At 67.5% G+C, this 16,182-nt stretch carries 18 protein-coding genes and 1 pseudogene; 7 read left to right on the plus strand and 12 right to left on the minus strand.

What is annotated here, in order from left to right:
* The 5 genes from Q322_RS23545 to Q322_RS0117015 form a co-directional block, all read right to left on the minus strand.
* On the minus strand, positions 1 to 336 hold a 336-nt coding region (locus Q322_RS23545; RefSeq protein ID WP_162176636.1), incomplete at its 3' end, for a helix-turn-helix domain-containing protein.
* 80 nt (positions 337 to 416) lie between these two features.
* The gene (locus Q322_RS0117000) at positions 417 to 1,055 is read right to left on the minus strand and encodes a DNA-3-methyladenine glycosylase (RefSeq protein ID WP_034418923.1); all 639 of its coding nucleotides are present in this window, start codon (positions 1,053 to 1,055) and stop codon (positions 417 to 419) included.
* A 96-nt stretch (positions 1,056 to 1,151) separates the two neighbouring features.
* Entirely contained in the window at positions 1,152 to 2,117 is a 966-nt protein-coding gene (locus tag Q322_RS0117005; RefSeq protein WP_029479078.1) for an ABC transporter ATP-binding protein, read from the minus strand.
* 13 nt (positions 2,118 to 2,130) lie between these two features.
* Entirely contained in the window at positions 2,131 to 2,994 is an 864-nt protein-coding gene (locus Q322_RS0117010) for an ABC transporter permease (RefSeq protein WP_245593304.1), read from the minus strand.
* Positions 2,987 to 3,814, minus strand: a complete 828-nt coding sequence (locus tag Q322_RS0117015) for an ABC transporter permease (RefSeq protein ID WP_029479080.1) — start codon at positions 3,812 to 3,814, stop codon at positions 2,987 to 2,989. Before Q322_RS0117015 ends, Q322_RS0117010 begins: the two co-directional genes overlap by 8 nt.
* Positions 3,815 to 4,005: 191 nt before the next feature.
* Here Q322_RS0117015 and Q322_RS0117020 point away from each other — a divergent pair, with 191 nt between their 5' ends.
* Positions 4,006 to 4,731 carry a DUF937 domain-containing protein gene (locus Q322_RS0117020; protein ID WP_029479081.1) on the plus strand — a complete coding sequence of 242 codons (726 nt, stop codon included), beginning with the start codon at positions 4,006 to 4,008 and terminating at the stop codon, positions 4,729 to 4,731.
* A gap of 134 nt (positions 4,732 to 4,865) precedes the next feature.
* On the opposite strand, the gene Q322_RS0117025 is transcribed toward Q322_RS0117020, so the two are convergent.
* Both Q322_RS0117025 and Q322_RS0117030 read right to left on the minus strand, forming a co-directional pair.
* Positions 4,866 to 6,350, minus strand: a complete 1,485-nt coding sequence (locus tag Q322_RS0117025) for a 2-phosphoglycerate kinase (protein ID WP_029479082.1) — start codon at positions 6,348 to 6,350, stop codon at positions 4,866 to 4,868.
* 116 nt (positions 6,351 to 6,466) lie between these two features.
* Positions 6,467 to 7,084, minus strand: a complete 618-nt coding sequence (locus tag Q322_RS0117030; protein WP_029479083.1) for a TetR/AcrR family transcriptional regulator — start codon at positions 7,082 to 7,084, stop codon at positions 6,467 to 6,469.
* Positions 7,085 to 7,343: 259 nt separating this feature from the next.
* Between Q322_RS0117030 and ppgK the strand changes: the two genes are divergently transcribed.
* Both ppgK and Q322_RS0117040 read left to right on the plus strand, forming a co-directional pair.
* The gene (ppgK, locus tag Q322_RS0117035; RefSeq protein WP_029479084.1) at positions 7,344 to 8,174 is read left to right on the plus strand and encodes a polyphosphate--glucose phosphotransferase; all 831 of its coding nucleotides are present in this window, start codon (positions 7,344 to 7,346) and stop codon (positions 8,172 to 8,174) included.
* A 119-nt stretch (positions 8,175 to 8,293) separates the two neighbouring features.
* Positions 8,294 to 9,472 carry an amidohydrolase family protein gene (locus Q322_RS0117040; RefSeq protein ID WP_029479085.1) on the plus strand — a complete coding sequence of 393 codons (1,179 nt, stop codon included), beginning with the start codon at positions 8,294 to 8,296 and terminating at the stop codon, positions 9,470 to 9,472.
* Here Q322_RS0117040 and Q322_RS0117045 read toward each other — a convergent pair.
* The gene (locus Q322_RS0117045; RefSeq protein WP_029479086.1) at positions 9,469 to 9,960 is read right to left on the minus strand and encodes a hypothetical protein; all 492 of its coding nucleotides are present in this window, start codon (positions 9,958 to 9,960) and stop codon (positions 9,469 to 9,471) included. The two genes, Q322_RS0117040 and Q322_RS0117045, sit on opposite strands and share 4 nt — an antisense overlap.
* A gap of 47 nt (positions 9,961 to 10,007) precedes the next feature.
* Entirely contained in the window at positions 10,008 to 10,676 is a 669-nt protein-coding gene (locus tag Q322_RS0117050) for a ribonuclease HII (RefSeq protein ID WP_029479087.1), read from the minus strand.
* Between the two features lie 159 nt (positions 10,677 to 10,835).
* Between Q322_RS0117050 and rpe the strand changes: the two genes are divergently transcribed.
* Both rpe and Q322_RS0117060 read left to right on the plus strand, forming a co-directional pair.
* Positions 10,836 to 11,510 (plus strand): ribulose-phosphate 3-epimerase, encoded by a 675-nt coding sequence (gene rpe / locus Q322_RS0117055; protein WP_029479088.1) that lies wholly within the window; start codon positions 10,836 to 10,838, stop codon positions 11,508 to 11,510.
* Positions 11,511 to 11,526: 16 nt separating this feature from the next.
* Positions 11,527 to 12,249 (plus strand): 2-phosphosulfolactate phosphatase, encoded by a 723-nt coding sequence (locus tag Q322_RS0117060; RefSeq protein WP_029479089.1) that lies wholly within the window; start codon positions 11,527 to 11,529, stop codon positions 12,247 to 12,249.
* A 61-nt stretch (positions 12,250 to 12,310) separates the two neighbouring features.
* Here the strand turns inward: Q322_RS0117060 and Q322_RS0117065 are convergent, their stop codons facing one another.
* On the minus strand, positions 12,311 to 13,378 hold the full coding sequence (locus Q322_RS0117065) for a M42 family metallopeptidase (protein ID WP_029479090.1): 1,068 nt from the start codon (positions 13,376 to 13,378) through the stop codon (positions 12,311 to 12,313).
* A 115-nt stretch (positions 13,379 to 13,493) separates the two neighbouring features.
* Between Q322_RS0117065 and apaG the strand changes: the two genes are divergently transcribed.
* Positions 13,494 to 13,925 (plus strand): Co2+/Mg2+ efflux protein ApaG, encoded by a 432-nt coding sequence (gene apaG, locus Q322_RS0117070; RefSeq protein ID WP_084148055.1) that lies wholly within the window; start codon positions 13,494 to 13,496, stop codon positions 13,923 to 13,925.
* 7 nt (positions 13,926 to 13,932) lie between these two features.
* Here apaG and queA read toward each other — a convergent pair whose 3' ends face one another.
* Entirely contained in the window at positions 13,933 to 14,994 is a 1,062-nt protein-coding gene (gene queA, locus Q322_RS0117075; RefSeq protein ID WP_029479092.1) for a tRNA preQ1(34) S-adenosylmethionine ribosyltransferase-isomerase QueA, read from the minus strand.
* A gap of 7 nt (positions 14,995 to 15,001) precedes the next feature.
* Positions 15,002 to 15,574 (minus strand): LabA-like NYN domain-containing protein, encoded by a 573-nt coding sequence (locus Q322_RS0117080; RefSeq protein ID WP_029479093.1) that lies wholly within the window; start codon positions 15,572 to 15,574, stop codon positions 15,002 to 15,004.
* Positions 15,575 to 15,878: 304 nt separating this feature from the next.
* On the opposite strand from Q322_RS0117080, the pseudogene Q322_RS23550 reads away from it, so the two are divergent.
* A pseudogene (locus tag Q322_RS23550) lies at positions 15,879 to 16,182 on the plus strand (IS630 family transposase); the annotation flags it as partial.

Genomic DNA, 16,182 nt, shown 5'->3' on the forward strand with positions numbered 1-16,182 from the left:
GCCCGCAGAGACCATCCCTCGCTCAAAATCTTCATGCAGATGACGAGCAAGACGCTGCTGTTCGTCGGCGGTCAAGACAGGGGGCGCACCAGTATTGGTCTGTCGTCCGTCCGCGAGGCTCTCCAGACCCAGGGTGTGATACCGATTGACCAGTGAGTAGGCCGTGACCCGGCTATAGCGGATCAGCGCCAGAATCTCGGCAAGGGGACGACGTTCTGCCAGGAGCGCAAAGAATTGCGCTCTGCGCCGCTGGACGGCACAGGTACTGGTCTCGAAGAGCTGCCAGAAGTCAGCCGCTTGATGTGCGAGGGGACGAGTGAAGAGTGCAGGTTTCATCCCTCTATTGTAAACTGTTTAATCGGAATCCGTATAAGGAGTCTGGGGCTGTAAGGGGTCCAGCCTCTCCCCTGTTGCACCTATGGCAGCCCCGCCAGATCCATACTCGGCACACCCGGCGACACCCACGAGTTTCCGCGCACAACGAAGCGCCACGGCAGGTTGCGCCCTTCCCTGATGCCCACGCGGGCCGTGATCTCCACCTCCTGATCCGGCAGGGTTGACGGCGGCACGAACAGATGTAGCGCGGCGCTGTCCACCGGCGTTCCCCTCACCCCGGCGGGCCGGATACCCAGCGCGTAGACCAGCTTGGCGGGGCCGTTGGTCAGGTCACGTTCACGGGTCACGGGGCGGTGGGTCAGCATCTGGCCCCGGCCCTCCAGCGGCTCCAGCGCGCGGATCAGGACGCTCGCGGCAATGCCCTCGGGACGGCACGAAACCTGCAACAGCGGGTGCCCGTGCGTGCTCCAGAACAGCCAGCGGCCCGCCGGCACGGCCATCTCGGCGCTGCGGGCCGCGTGAAAGCGTCCGGCGGTACAGGCGGGGTCACGCGGACAGTCGTAGGCCTCGGTTTCCACGATTTTTCCGCTGAGCGTCTCGCCGCCGGGCAGGACGTGAACCAGCGTGCCGCCCAGCAGGTCACGGGCCACCTGCACAGGATCGCGGTCAAAGAAGTGGGGAGGCAGCGGCGCTGGCAGGGCCGCCACAACGCTCGGCATCACCGGAAACAGCAGCGGCGTGCCGACGCCGGAAGACGCGCCGCGCACCTGTTCTCCGCTGTCTGACACATCATTCTGGCTGATCCATACCCGATGTTACCTCTTCAGCAGCGCAGCATCCCGCAGCAGGCCGCCCTCGTAAATGCGGCGAATGGTGGCCTCGATTTCCGGCTCCTTGACGGCGATGTCGCGCACCGGGGCATGGGCGGTCACGCGGGCAATCGGGGTGGCGGCGGCCCCGGTAAAGCCGTAGCGCACGCGCGGGCCGTCCGCACCCAGCAGCGTCAGCCCCGGCACCTGCGGGTCAGTCGGCGCGGCCTCGTAATCCACCACCAGTTCGCGGGGGCTGCCGTAGCGGGCCTGCAAACTCGCCAGCGCGCCGTCGTACAGCAGCGAGCCGTGGTCGATGATCATCACGCGGCGGGCCAGCCGCTCCACGTCGCCCAGATCATGGGTGGTCAGCAGCACCGTCACCTCGCGCGTGGCGTTGACGTGCCGGACAAATTCGCGGATGCGTTCCTTGGCCACCACGTCCAGCCCCACCGTCGGCTCGTCTAAAAAGAGCAGTTCGGGATCGTGCAGCAGCGCGGCGGCGAGGTCCGCGCGCATGCGCTGGCCCAGGCTGAGGGCGCGGGCGGGCGTGTTCAGGAATGGCCCCAGCTCCAGCAGCTCGGTAAAGTCGCGCAGGTTCTGGCGAAACCGGGCTTCGGGGACGCGGTAAACGTGGCGCAGCAATTCCAGCGACTCGTGGACGGGCAGATCCCACCACAGCGTCGTGCGCTGGCCGAAGACCGCGCCCAGGCGTGCCACATGCGCCCGGCGGTCCTTCCACGGCACCAGGCCGCCCACCGTAACCTGCCCGCTGTCCGGCACCAGCAGCCCGGTCAGCACCTTGATGGTGGTGCTTTTGCCCGCGCCGTTCGGCCCCAGATAGCCCACGATCTCACCGCGCCCGACGCTGAAACTCACGTCCCGCACGGCCTCCATCACCACGCTTGAGCCGCGCAGCAGCCCACCCCGGCGCACGCGGAAGGTCTTCTTGAGGTTCTGGACGGTGATCATGGGTACTCCTTCTTCACGTTCCCGTTCCCCCATAGTGCCGCACGCCCACGCTCCAGAAGGCGAAGGCCGCCGCCAGCATCAGCGGCCCGACGAGCGGTGAGAGGTACGCGGCCAGCAGCGGCAGGCCATCGGGCAGCGGGCGGCCCAGGACGTGCAGCACGGGAAAATAGGACAGGAAGGCGGCGGGCAGCAGGTAGGTAAAGGTCTTGCGGAGAAACTGGCCGTAAATGTCCATCGGGTAGGAAATCAGGGTGCGCCCGCCGTAGGTCAGCACGTTCATGGCCTCCACGCTTTCCACCGTCCAGAAGGTCAGCGTGCCGCCGATGACGAACAGACCACCGAAAAAGGCGATCATGCCCAGCACGCTGCCTGCCAGCAGGAACGCGGCCTCGGGCGTCCAGACGATCCCGGATGCGCTCACGCCGTAAGCCAGAATGCCCGCCGCCAGAAACACCCGTGTAATCCGCCGCAGCGCAAAATCCGAGCCAAAGATTTGCAGGCGCAGCGGCGCGGGCCGCAGCAAAAAGGTGTTGAAGCTGCCGCTGCGGACGTGCCCGCTCAGATTGGGAGCGTCGAAGCCGCCGAACAGCAGATCCATCAGCACAAAGGCCAGTTCCGCCAGGCCATACAGCAGGGCCACCTCGCCCAGTGTCCAGCCACTCAGGGTGCCGAAGCGCGGGATCACCAGGGCGAAGGCCGCGAACTCCGCCAGGGTGATCAAGGCCGAACCCACCGCGTCCAGCGCGAACGACAGGCGGTAGACGGCCTGCGAACGGGCCTGGGCGCGCAGCAGCAGGAAGTAGAGGTGAAGGTGGTAAACGGCTGATGAAAAAAGACCTTCCCTCTGACCTGGGCGCGAGATGGATGATTTATCCACCCGCCACCTCCAGCCGCCTCAGGCCACGCGACAGCACGGAGGCCGCCAGCGCAAACAGAAGCAGCGCCCAGCCGACTTGCACGGCCACCGCCGCCCAGGCCTCTGGCCCGGTTTTGACGCCCAGCCAGACCTCTACCGTCGTATTCATCATGCTGGGAAAGGGCGTGAAGGCCAGCACGGTTTGAAACCACTGCGGAAAGAACGCCAGGGGCATCAGGAAGCCGCTGCCCAGGCCCAGCACCGCCCACGCGAAGCGCCCGATGCCCACCGCGTCCGGGGACCAGAAGGCCGCGCAATTGACCAGAAAGCGGAAGGCGAAACCGCAGGCCCAGGCCAGCAGCAGGCTCAGGGTGGTCAGCAGCCAGCCTGTGGCACCAGCAGGAAATGTCGCGCCCCAGACCAGCGCGAACAGCGTCAGCATGGGCAGCCCGCGCAGCACGAACTGGCCCACCGCGCGGCCCGCGTCCTGCGCCGCCCACCAATACAGCAGGTCATGGGGGCGCAGCAGGTCCGAGGCCACCTCGCCCCGGTGGACCGTCCGCATCAGGTCGGTCCAGCCGAACAGCGACAGCGCCATGATGAACGCCTGGGTCAGCCCGGTGTAGGTGATGGCGTCCTGCACGGTCAATCCAGCCACCTGCGGCTTGCTGCCAAACAGCGCCACCAGCACGGCGATTCGCAGCACCCCAAAAAACAGATTGGTGATCAGTCCCCACAGTGCGGCCTGCGGGTACGCGAACTGCCGCCGGAACCCCAGCCGCGCCACCGAGGCGTACAGCGCCACGTTGGGGCGGGCGGAGGAAGGCAGGGCCGCTTGCATACAGGGAAAAGAGCTTAGCTGCTGCCGGGTCGGGGCGCATGGGCCAGATGGCGCAGTGGCGAAATGGCGCAGTGGCCAGGCGGCGCAGTGGTTTCCAGTCACACCCCACCTGACCTCAGCAATTGCTGAAGCCCGCGCTCAGGGACAGGCGGTAACCTGATCCCACATTCACCCACAGGAGGGCGACAACCATGATGGATATTTTTAACATGCTCGGCGGGATGAGCAACGCGCAGCAACAGGTCAGCCAGCAGACCGGGGCCACCCCACAGCAGTCCGAAAGTGCGATGGAAGCGGCCATTCCGCTGCTGCTGGGGGCCATGACCCGCAACGCCAGCAACCCGAACGGGGCGGCCTCTTTGACCGATGCGCTGGGACAGCATGACGGTAGCGCGCTGGACATGTTCAGCCGGGGCAACGCGTCCAGTATGCAGGAGGGCCAGAAAATCCTGGGGCACGTCTTCGGCAATCAGCAGCAATCCGCCGCCAACGCCGTCAGCAAGCGGGCGGGGATCGACCCGCAACTGGCCATGCAGATTCTGAGCATGGCCGCGCCGCTGGTGCTGGGCTACCTGGCCCGGCAGCGTCGGCAGGGCGGCGGCCAGCAGGGGCAGGGCGGCGGCGACATTGGCAGCATTCTGGGCGGCCTGCTCGGCGGCGGCGCTGCCGGAGGCATGGGCGGAATGCTCGGCGGCCTCCTGGGAGGCGGACAGCAGGCCCCGCAACCCCAGATGCAGGATCAGCGCGGCGGCGTGCTGGGCGGCGGCCCGGTCATTTCCGGCCTGCCCCAGCAAAATGCCCCGGCCCAGCAGGGCGGCGCGGGCGGCATGATCGGCACCCTGAACAACGTGCTGGACCGCGACGGCGACGGCAACGCGCTGAATGACCTGATCGGGATGTTTGGCGGGCGGCGCTAGGGCGCGTACCGCAGTCTCAAGGGCTGAGCGTCGAACGGTCCAAACGCCAGAAAATGAACCCTCTCCAGTGTTGGGGAGGGCTTTTTCTGGTGTTCCGTTTGACGCCTAACCCGCCGTGTGGCGCGCGTCCAGCGTCAGTTCAGACGCTCCTCGGTTTCACCCGCATCGCCTAGCAGCTCGGCGCGTTCCTGCGGCGTCAGGGCTACCATCACGCGCCTGAGGACCACGTCCACGGCCTGATCAGCGCTTTCATCCAGGGTCAGGCCGTCCAGCAGCGGCACGTCTTCCTGGCGGGCCAGGTCTTCGAGTTCGCCCTGCATGGCCCGGATCTCGTCGAAATACTGCATGTAGCGGTGCAGGGGACGGCTGGCGGCAGTTTCGGAATCGCGGCTCTGGAAGTGGCGGCGGTGTTCTGCGGGATCAGGCAGGGTGACCAGCATGGGAATCACCAGTGCCCCGGCAAAGGCGTCGGCGCGCAGGTAGCCGGGGACCAGATGCACGCCCTCCAGCACCAGGCTGCTGCCCTCCTGCACCGAGCGGGCCACCACCGCGCCCAGGCCCACGTTGACCTGCTGCACCTGATCGCGAAACCCGGCCAGCAGCATCCGCTTGCTGGGGGTGTCGGGGCGGGGCGTGCCGGGGGGCAGCAGCGCCTCCCAGGCGTTGAAGGTGCTGGCGTGCAGGGTGGGCAGCAGCGCCGGGGAGACCATCGCGCGCATCACCTCGCGGATGGAATCGGTGCTGACCACGCGGGCAATGCCCAGGCGGTACGCGATCTCGGCGGCCAGGAAGCTTTTGCCGGTGCCACTGACGCCGCCCAGCAGCACAATCACCGGGCGGGGCGGGCGGCGGATCACGCGCAACAGGCGGTAACGGGCGCTGACATCCGGTCCCACCTCGTCGCGCAGCAGGGCCTCCACCTTGGCGCGGATAGCGGTGCGCGTGACCACCCGGTCTTCCTGGCCGCGCAGATCGCGCTGGGTCACGCGGGCCACCTTGCGGGCCACGTCGGGCGCAACTCCGGCGGCCAGCATAGACTGCACCAGAATGCCCTTGGAAAAGGGGCTGGGCACGTCGCTGCCCGAACTGAGCACGCCCAGTTTGCCCCGGTTGCGGCGCAGGTAGCGGTAGGTCAGGCGCAGGTGTTCGCCGTAGCGCCCGGCCAGCGCGCGTTCGGTGCGGTTGTCGATGTCCTCGGCGCTCAGGCGGCGCACGCCTTCCTGGCGCAGCTCCACGTCCACGGCGCTGGCGGTGGCATACGCCTCGCGCCCGGTCAGGCCCGCGTCCTCCAGCGTGCGGGCCAGCACGCCCCGGCTAAACGGCAGATCACCCTTTCTGGCCGTGACCAGAATGTCCACGTAGGCGGGCGTCTGCGCCTGGGCCGCGCCCGCCACGTCCTCGCCCGCCAGGTCGCGCGCCACCTCGGCCATCAGGGCCTGCAATTCGCCGGGCGTGACCAGACTGCGCCGCGACAGCCGGAGCTGCTGCTCGATGCGCCGCGCCGCCGCCGCCGCCACGCCCCCGGACGCCCCCGCGTTGACCAGCGATTCCACCACCAGCCCCCGGCTGAACGGAAAGGCGTGCCGGGGCGTGCCGATGCGCAGTTCGGGCTGGGTCAAGGGGGAGGCTCCTTTGGAAATGGGAGGGTGGACATGGGAGAGCGGAGAAAAAGGCGTCCCCGGCAGTCTAGCCAGGAAACTTGGAACGAAGGTGACGGAAAGTGCTCAGGCCGAGATCAGGGCCGGACCGGGTCGCGGTGCACCGCGCCTTCCAGCAGCAGATTCAGGGCCAGGCGCATCTCTTCTTGCAGGGGGCGGTCCGTGCCGTAGGCGCTCCAGCGCAGGGCCACCATCAGGTATGTATCGGCGATCAGGTTGCTGATGCGCTGCAAACTAAGGTCCGTCCGCATCTGCCCACTCTGATGCAGCGGGCGCAGAATCAGCTCGATCACCTTGCTCAGCGGCAGCGCCTGGTACGCGGTGCGGGCGCGTTCGGGGTTGGGATTCATGACCTCGTAGGCCAGTGGCGGAAACAGGTCGCGCTCGCGGGCATTTTCCTCGGCCAGCGCGTCCCAGACCTCGTACAGCACGGCCAGCGGCGGGGTGCCCTGCGCCAGGCGGGCCTCGGCCTGATCGCGCAGGCGGTCCATCACCTCGGAGCCGTAATCGAGCAGCACGGCTTCCTTGTACGGGTAATAGTTAAAAAACGTGCCGCGCGAGACGTTGCTGGCCTTGGCAATGTCGGTGGCCGTGGTCGTCTGGAAGCCGCCGCGCTTGAACAGCTCGATGGCGACGCTGTAGATCCGGGCGCGTCGGCGCTCCTTTTGACGTTCACGCAGCGAGGAGGAATCCATAGAGGTGTCACCAGGTATAGCGCTTCCAGTCTAAAATTGCACCCCGTCTAAACCAGGGAAGGGACTGGACAGGGTGGCGCAGCCTTGACGCAGGGCGGCTTCTCCGCTCTCCTCCATCGGCAGATCTGACCGGAAGGACGGGCGCGTTCCGTCGTATCAGCAGCGCTGGAGGGCCGTTTCGACGGCGGCGGAGTGGGGCCAGCGCCTCCCACCAGAGCTGCTGACCATCTGCGCCCCAAATTCGCTTAGGCTGTAGCGCATGAGCGTGATCCTGGGCATCGACATCGGCGGCAGTGGCATCAAGGGCGCACCCGTGGACACCACCACCGGCAAGCTGCTGGCCGAGCGACACCGCATCCCCACTCCCGAGGGCGCGCACCCCGACGCGGTCAAGGACGTGGTGGCCGAGCTGGCACAGCACTTCGGCACGGGCGGCCCCATCGGCGTGACCTTTCCGGGCATCGTGCAGCGCGGCGTGACCCTCAGCGCGGCCAACGTGGACAAGGCCTGGATCGGGCTGGACGCCGACGCGCTGTTCACCGAGGCCACCGGGCAGGAGGTCCACCTGATCAACGACGCCGACGCCGCCGGGCTGGCCGAGGCCAGATTTGGGGCGGGCGCGGGCGAGGGCGGCGTGGTGCTGGTGCTGACCTTCGGCACCGGCATCGGCAGCGCCCTGATCCAGAACGGCGTGCTGCTCCCCAACACCGAACTGGGTCACCTGTGGCTGCGCGATAAGGAGGCCGAGGGCTGGGCCTCGGACCGCGCCCGCGAGCGCGATGACCTGAACTGGAAGCAGTGGAGCAAGCGCGTCAGCACCTACCTTGGGCACCTGGAACTGCTGTTCAGCCCGGACCTGTTCATCATCGGCGGCGGCGTGAGCAAAAAGGCCGACAAGTGGCAGGACCACCTCAAGCTGGAGCGCAGCAAACTGGTCCCCGCGAAGTTGCTGAACGAGGCTGGAATCGTCGGCGCGGCCATGCTGGCGCAGGAGGGCGGCGCGGCGACCCAGAAAGCGGACGAGGCAGAGAAACCCGCTGCGTCCAAAGACGCGCTGAAGGCTGACGGTAAGGCGAGCAAGAAGAAATAGGGCGATTTTTTGGAGGTACGGCCTGCGCGGTGGCTCCCTCACCCCGTTGTTTGGCAACGCTCCTCTCCCGTAAGGGTAAAGGGGTCAAAATCTCTAACCTTCCCCATTAACATGCCCGCATGACTGCCCCCACGCCTGCCCCGTTCACGCCGCGACTGCTGATCTGTGGTGTCCTGTACACCGGCATGGGCGGCGGCCATGCACCGGGCGGAGTCGTGGTGGTGGGCGGCACGGTGGCGGCCACGGGCGATCCGGCGCAGTTGCGGGAGGCTTATCCTCAGGCACGGGTGGAGGAGGTCGGCGGCGTCATCGCCCCGCCGCCGATCAACGCGCACACACATCTGGACATGAGCGCCTACGAATTTCAGGCCCTCCCTTATTTCCGCTGGCTGCCCGAAGTCGTGATCGCCCAGCGCGAGTTGCGCGGCGTGGCGGGCGCTCTGGCAGGGGCCGGGGAACTAGCGCGGCTGGGCGTGGGTGGCGTGGGCGACATCGTGTGGTCCCCGGAAGTGATGGACGCCCTGCTGACCCGCGAGGACTTGCGCGGCGTCCTCTATTTCGAGGTGCTGAATACCTTCGCCGAGAAAGCGGACGAGGTGTTCACTGGAATGCGGCGGCGGGTGGAGGCGTGGCGTAAGTTGGAGCGGCCCGGCGGCCCCCGCCTCGGCCTGACGCCGCACACGCCCTTCACAGTCAGCCACCGCCTGATGAAGCTGGTCTGCGACTACGCGGCGGGCGAGGGCCTGCCCCTCCAGATTCATGTGGCCGAGCATCCCAGTGAACCCGAACTGTTCGCCACGGGCGCGGGGCCGCTGTGGGACCACCGCCTGCTGCCGTTCTGGCCCGAAACGTTTGCCCAGGTGATCGGGCGCACGCCGGAGCCGGAGCTGACCCCGGTGCGCTATCTGGACGAGCTGGGCGTGCTGGCCGCCAAGCCCACGTTGATCCACATGGTCAACGTCACGCCGGACGACATCGCGCGGGTGGCGCGGGCCGGATGCGCGGTGGTCAGTTGCCCGCGCAGCAACCACCATCTGGAGTGCGGCACCTTTCGCTGGACCGCCTTTGCCGCCGCCGGGGTAGACATTGCGCTGGGCACCGATTCCGTCGCCAGCGGCGAGAGCCTGGACGTGCGCGGCGACGTGGCCTTTGCCCGTGACCTCTACCCGCAGCTTGACCCCAGGGTGCTGGTGCGCGCCGCCGTCAAGGGAGGTGGGCGCGTGGTGGGCCTGCCCACACCGTTCATCCGGCGCGGGGAGCCGTGGTCAGAGACTTATGTGTGGAGTCAGGGTGACTAGGACTGCTGGCTGAGGTTGGCCTCGCAGGTGCCGTTCGCCACCGTTTTGCCGTTGCGCATGTAGGTCAGGGTGCCGATCAGGGGATTGCCCGTCAGCCGGTCCAGTTTGCAGGTGTAGGTGACCCTGTCGAAGCTGGCGGCCCCGGCGTCGCCCACCCAGCGGAACTCGGCGTTGCGGCGGTCCGGGTCATAGGTGGCCACGGCAAAGCCGGCGCGGCTGTCGTTGAAGCCGATGTACTCATCCCGCGCGCTGTAGGAGGCGAATTTGCCCTGCACGTTCACCAGGTCCGGGATGGTCACGGTGGTGACCACGTTGCGGCCATCCACCACGCCGCTGAGGGTCCAGGTCTGCCCGACGGCCAGCGGCCCGAATTGCAGCGGTCCCTTCTCTCCCCCGTCGCGGGAGGCGAGCAGCGAGGTGATCGGGGCGCAGGACCCCATCATTAAGGGCAGACCCAGGGCCAGCGGCAACACGGCGCGTTTCAGCATGTCCGCAGGATACGGGCCGCAGATGAGGAAGCTGGGAAGTGCAGAGGTCAGGGCCTTTCAGTGTCCGCAGACCACAGGCCGTCCTCGCCGCCCTCCAGCAGTCGGCGGATGGGCGCGAACGTCCGGCGGTGCACCGCGCTCACGCCCAGTTCTGCCAGCCCGGCGCGGTGGGCCGGTGCGCCGTAGCCCTTGTGGGCGGCAAAACCGTAGCCGGGGTGCCGAAGGTCCAGCTCGCGCATCACGGCGTCGCGCCCTGTTTTGGCCAGCAGGCTGGCGGCAGCCACGCTGTAGCTCAGGGCGTCGGCCTTTGGCGGGGCGCTGATGGGCCACCCTGTGCGGAGTTTCAGGTAGTCCGTGACCAGCGCCTGCGGAGGCGGGTCCAGCCTCGCCAGCGCCCGGAGGGCCGCCGCGTGCGTCGCGCCCAGGATGTTCAGTTCGTCGATCTCGTCCGGCCAGGCGTGTTCCACGGCGTAGGCCAGGGCCACGCGGCGGACCTCGGCGGCGTATTCCTCGCGCACGCCCGCCGTCAGTTGCTTGCTGTCCCGGAACGGATACTCGGTGGCCAGGCCAGGCAGGATCACCGCCGCCACCGTCACCGGCCCGGCCCATGCGCCGCGTCCGGCCTCGTCCACACCCGCCACGCGGAAGTGGCCGCGCCGCCAGTGCTCGCGCTCGTAGGCCCAGTCCGGGGTGACCGAAGGGAGAGAAGCAGGCATGTGGGGAGCGTAGCAGGCGGGGGACCGCGTCTCCTGTGAATATTGTGTTCGGTCGGCTGCCGTGAGCTTCGCAAAAAGGTCCCGGCCCTCCTTACCGGTCCAGCAGAACCCGGAATCGGCAGCTCCCGGATTTGTGAACTATGTCGTAAACTGCGCGGCGTGAGTGCTGAAGCCGATAACCTCCGCCGTGTCAAGCTGGCTCCCAGCATCCTGTCATGCGATTTCGCGCACCTGGCCGATGAGCTGGGGGCCATCGCCGGGGCGGACTGGGCGCATTTGGACGTGATGGACGGGGCCTTCGTGCCCAACATCAGTTTCGGGCTGCCGATCCTGGCGGCGGCGCGGCGGACCAGCAACCTGCCGCTGGACGTTCACCTGATGATCGAGCGCCCCGAACGCCACCTCAAGGACTTTGCCGCCGCCGGGGCCGACAGCCTGACCGTGCATGTGGAGTCCACGCCGCACATCCACCGCGCCGTGCAGCAGATCCGGGAACTGGGCAAGCGGGCGGGCGTGACCCTCAATCCCGGCACCCCGCTGGAGGCAGTGCGGCCCGTGCTGAACGATGTGGATGTGGTGCTGATCATGAGCGTCAACCCTGGCTTCGGCGGCCAGAAGTTCATTCCTGCCAGCCTGGAGCGCATTCGCACGCTGCGCCGCTGGCTGGATGAGGCGGGCAGCGACGCCGAATTGCAGGTGGACGGCGGCGTGTCCAGCACCAATGCCCGCGCGGTGGTCAGCGCCGGGGCCACCGTGCTGGTGGCGGGCAGCGCCGTGTTCGGCAAGGACGGCGCGCGGGCGGGCCTGGAACGTCTGCGGGAAGCCCTGAAATGAAGGGCGGCGGGCGCGCGTGAAGCTGCGCGTCGATCTGCTGCCGCACGGAAATTACCCGGACGTGGTCCTGGTGGTGGATGCCCTGCGCGCCACCACCACCGCCGTGGCCTATCTGGAACGCGGCGCACAGGCGCTCCTGCTGACCAGCACGCCGGAAGTCGCGCTGGCCCTGCGTGAACAGGACCGGACCCTGCTGCTGGCCGGGGAACGGGGTGGCCTGCCCATTCCCGGCTTCGATTTCGGCAACAGTCCGGCGGAGGCGGGCACCCAGAATTTCGCGGGCCGCACGGTGGTCATGAACACCAGCAACGGCACCGGGGCCGCCCACATCGCCGCGCAGAGCGGCAGGCATGTGCTGCTGGCGGCCCTGACCAACGCCCACGCCGCCGCCCGCCGCGCCCACGCCCTGGCCTCCGAGGGGGTCAGCATCGTCTGTGCCGGAACGGACGGGCGGGTGGGCCTGGAAGACGTGTACACCGCTGGCGTGCTGGCCGAATACCTGCTGGCGATGGGCGAATTCACGCTGGACGACGGCGCGCGGATTGCCTTAACGGTGCGGCGGGGCGGCGGCGATCCGGTGCAAGCTCTGGCGGGCAGCGATCACGGCGTCCATCTGGCGGCCCTGGGCGTGGCCGACGACGTGCGGCTCGCAGCAGGCCTCAGCACCAGCACGGTGGTTCCCACGCTGGAGCGCGGCGAGGGTGAACCGCAAGGGGCCTTGAGGTTCGTGGCCGGGTAAGCGGGAGTCGGGACGCCGCCCAGAACTCTGGATTTCGAGCGCCGTCCTCTGATTCCTGGCTCTACACCCGCGTGAAGTCCGGCCCTTCTTCCAGATCCGTTACCCAGGCGGCGATGATGTCGATGCACGCCCTGACATCGCGGGCGTCCACCATCTCCGAGGGGCTGTGCATGTAGCGGTTGGGAATGCTGACCACGGCGGTGGGCACGCCCGAGCGCACCACGGTCAGGGCGTCCGCGTCGGTGCCGGTGCGGGCGGTGTTGGCTCCCAGCGTGAAGGGAATGCCGTTCTTGCGGGCGGCCTCCTGAAGCTGGCGGACCACCACGGGGCTGCTGGTGGGACCGACGCCCAGATTCGCGCCGCTGCCAAAGTGGACCACACCGTATTTCTTTTCGCTGACGCCGCTCTGCTTGGTCTCGTGCGTCACGTCCACGGCGATTCCGGCGATGGGATCGAGCCGGTAGCCGCCCAGCCGCGCCCCGAACAGCCCGATTTCCTCCTGGCTGGTGCCGACAGCCACGACACGGTGTTTGAGGTCTGTGTCTTTCAGTGCCTTGAGCGCTTCGAGCACCACGAACGCCCCCACGCGATTGTCCAGTGCCCGGCTGACAATTTTATCGCCCACCATGATCGGCCCCTGCTCGATCACGCCGTAAGTGCCGATGGGGATGCGCTGGGCGGCATCCTCCTTGCTCAGTCCCACGTCGATCCACAGGTCTTCGAGCTTGCTGGCCTTGCTGCGCTCCTCGGATTCCATGACGTGGATGGCCTTTTTGCCGATCACGCCCAGCAGGTCGCCGCCGGGGGCCAGCAGGCGGATGCGCTGGCCCACCAGCACCTGCGGGTCCCAGCCACCCACCGGCAGCACGCTGAGAAAACCCTCGTCGCCGACATGTGACACGATCAATCCGATCTCGTCCAGGTGGCCCATCAGGGCGATTGCGGGCGCGCCTTGCGGCCCGAGTTCGGCGTACACGTTGCCGTAATGGTCCTCCCAGACGCGGGCAAAGGCGCTGGCCTCGGCCTTCCAGACGTCGGCGGCGCGGCGTTCCAGGCCGCTGGGGGCCGCCTGGGACAGCAGCGCGAAAAGAAAGTCCCGGTTGATGCCCTGTTCTGAGTTGGAAGTCACGCGGGGCAGTTTAGAGCAGGCCCCCGCCTGGCCGCACCGGGAAAAGGCCCCACCGATTGCTCATGCGGGCCGCCAGACAGTGTGGCGGCGCTGGCCTCCGGTATCCTCTGAAACCATGAGTCGCCCCACTGATCCAGACCGTCCAGACCCTCCCAGTCCTGCCGGTGGGGCCGACGCCGCGCCGGATATTCGCGTGGACGTGCGGGTCAGCCATCTGGCGGCGCAGAGTACGCCGGAGCGGCGGGTCTTTTCCTACGTGATCCGCATCGAGAACCACAGCGACCAGACCTGGAAGCTGCTGGCGCGGCACTGGGACATCTTGGACGCCCATGGCCACACCATCAGCGTGGACGGCGACGGCGTGGTGGGCGAGCAGCCCGTGATGCCGCCGGGCGGCACCTTCGTCTACGATTCCTTCGTGACCGTGGAGGCCACGCCGGGGCGCATGGGCGGCTATTACGTGATGCAGGACGCCTGGGGCGCGCGGACGCGGGTGCCGATTCCGCCCTTCATGCTGGACGTGCCCGGGGAACGGACGCTGAATTAGGCGTCAGTCACTCCGCTGACATCTCCAGCAGCATCGCGTCGCCCAGCGAATAGAATCGGTACCCACCATCCAGCGCCGCGTCGTAAGCGGCCCGAATGCGCTCCTCTCCAGCGAAGGCGGCCACCAGCAAGAGCAGCGTGCTGCCCGGCAGATGGAGGTTGGTGATCAGCGCGTCGGGAACATGGACAGGCGTGCCAGGCGTGATGAAGATGCGGGTGTCGCCCTCGCCCGCCCCCACCGCGCCACCGTCCCAGGCACTTTCCAGCGTGCGGACCGTGGTGGTGCCGACGGCGATAACGCGGCGGCCCTCGGCCCTGGCGCGGTTGATGGCTGCGGCGGTGGCCTCGCCCACCGAGTAGCGCTCGGCGTGCATGATGTGGTCCGCCACGGACCCCTGGATGGGCCGGAATGTTCCCGCCCCCACATGCAGGGTCACGGCGCAGCGTTCCACGCCCATGCCGTCCAGCCGGGCCAGCAACTCCGGCGTGAAATGCAGCCCGGCGGTAGGGGCGGCCACGCTGCCGGGATCACGGGCATAGACCGTCTGATAGCGCTCGCGCCACACCTCGTCGTCATCACCCGCGTCGATGTACGGCGGCAGCGGCAACCGCCCGATCTGGTCCAGATGCGGCTTCAGGTCATGCTCAAAGCGCAGCAGGCGCGCGCCGTCTGCCAGAACTCCGACGACTTCGGCCCGGTTTTCGCCCAGCCAGAGTTCCCTTCCGGCCCGCTTTGCGGGTTTCAGATACGCGCTCCAGACGTTGCTCTCCTCCTCGCGCAGCAGCATCACTTCCACCGTGCCGCCGCCGTGGCCCCCAGACGTCACGGGCTTACGCGCCATCACGCGGGCGGGGATCACGCGGCTCTGGTTGAAAACCAGCAGATCACCGGGGCGCAGCAGGTCCGGCAGCTCCCGGAATATGCGGTGCGAGATGTCACCCCGCCCCACCACCAGCAAGCGGGAGGCGTCGCGCGGTTCGGCCCCGGTGTGGGCAATCCGCTCCGGGGGCAGGGTGAAATTCAGGCGGGCCAGGACGGCGTCCGCGCCGTGAATGTTCGAGTCGGGCATGTCTGGATTACTGGGCGGTTTCTTCCGGCTTCGGCTCGTCGGCCTTGGCGTTGTTGCGCTGGCGGGCGGGCATCAGGGCGTCCTCGATGTCGGGCAGGTGTGTAAAACGGTCCGCAGCGTCGATCAGTTTCTGGGCGGTGTGTTCACGGAAGGCGATCACCTCCACCCGCTTGCCGCGCTCCTGCAAGACCTCCACCATGTCAGTGAAATCGCCGTCGCCGCTGCCCAGCACCACCACGTCCAGATGGTCCATCAGGCGCACCATGTCGGCCACGATGCCCATGTCCCAGTTGCCCTCATAAATGGGTTTGCCGCCGTCGGTGACATGGTGCAGGTGCAGGTTCATGCGCCGCACCTTGAAGCCCAGCGTGGACAGCTTGTAAATAAAGGGCCGGGCGGTGGCCTCGTTCTCGCGCTCCACCGTGTAGGAAATGGCGTGCAACAGCTCGCGGCCATCCACGGCCACATTCAGCAGCGTCTCGAAGTTGACGGCGCGCTCCAGCAGGTCACGCGCCGAGTGGTACAGGTTCTGGGTATCGATAAACACGCCCACGCGGGCGCGGTGAACAACGTATTGCATTGGGGTTTCTCCTGTTGTGGGCCGGGCAAAAAAGGGATCGGGCAAGAAATGGGCTGAGCTCGAGATGGGCTGAGCTTGAAATGGGGCGGGGTTTGCCGGGATGAGTCTACCACCGGGCCGGGTTGGCAGGGATTGGGGAGGATTGGTTGGATGTTTCGGGGGGCTGCAACGGTTTGACCCCTCCGGTCCTCCGGGGCACCTCCCCTTAGAAACGCTCGATGCGCAATAGGTTTAAGGCAGGGCGAGCAAGTCCAAATGGCTTTCTATTGATCACGGCGTAAATACAGCCTGATACTCTAATGGCATGGCCGAATGGCAACCTTCACGGTATTCCCGCGCCCAGCTTGAGGAACGCCGACTGGCCGCTGCCGAATGGCTTCAACGCGGCACCCAGACGCACCGCGAGATTGCCGAACATTTTGGCGTGTCTGTCCTCACCGTCACCACTTGGAGCGCCCGGCTCAAAAAGATCGGCACGCTGCAGGCCACCGTCGCTCCAGGACGTCCATCACGTCTGACCTCCAGCCAACTCGAGCAGCTTCGCACCCTCCTGCGGGAGGGTGCGCCGCAGCATGGCTTTCCCGATGATACGTGGACAACCCGCCGGG

Origin of the sequence: Deinococcus frigens DSM 12807, from assembly GCF_000701425.1 — a bacterium.
Classification (GTDB): domain Bacteria; phylum Deinococcota; class Deinococci; order Deinococcales; family Deinococcaceae; genus Deinococcus; species Deinococcus frigens.

Excerpts from the sequence above, each read along its gene's own strand:
- Q322_RS0117040 (WP_029479085.1), top strand. The coding sequence starts at position 8,294 with ATGACTGCCCCCACGCCTGCCCCGTTCACGCCGCGACTGCTGATCTGT.
- Q322_RS0117015 (WP_029479080.1), bottom strand. The coding sequence starts at position 3,814 with ATGCAAGCGGCCCTGCCTTCCTCCGCCCGCCCCAACGTGGCGCTGTAC.
- Q322_RS0117000 (WP_034418923.1), bottom strand. The coding sequence starts at position 1,055 with ATGCCGAGCGTTGTGGCGGCCCTGCCAGCGCCGCTGCCTCCCCACTTC.
- Q322_RS0117020 (WP_029479081.1), top strand. The coding sequence starts at position 4,006 with ATGATGGATATTTTTAACATGCTCGGCGGGATGAGCAACGCGCAGCAA.
- Q322_RS0117005 (WP_029479078.1), bottom strand. The coding sequence starts at position 2,117 with ATGATCACCGTCCAGAACCTCAAGAAGACCTTCCGCGTGCGCCGGGGT.
- ppgK (WP_029479084.1), top strand. The coding sequence starts at position 7,344 with ATGAGCGTGATCCTGGGCATCGACATCGGCGGCAGTGGCATCAAGGGC.
- Q322_RS0117045 (WP_029479086.1), bottom strand. The coding sequence starts at position 9,960 with ATGCTGAAACGCGCCGTGTTGCCGCTGGCCCTGGGTCTGCCCTTAATG.
- queA (WP_029479092.1), bottom strand. The coding sequence starts at position 14,994 with ATGCCCGACTCGAACATTCACGGCGCGGACGCCGTCCTGGCCCGCCTG.
- Q322_RS0117030 (WP_029479083.1), bottom strand. The coding sequence starts at position 7,084 with ATGGATTCCTCCTCGCTGCGTGAACGTCAAAAGGAGCGCCGACGCGCC.
- Q322_RS0117050 (WP_029479087.1), bottom strand. The coding sequence starts at position 10,676 with ATGCCTGCTTCTCTCCCTTCGGTCACCCCGGACTGGGCCTACGAGCGC.
- Q322_RS0117080 (WP_029479093.1), bottom strand. The coding sequence starts at position 15,574 with ATGCAATACGTTGTTCACCGCGCCCGCGTGGGCGTGTTTATCGATACC.
- apaG (WP_084148055.1), top strand. The coding sequence starts at position 13,494 with ATGAGTCGCCCCACTGATCCAGACCGTCCAGACCCTCCCAGTCCTGCC.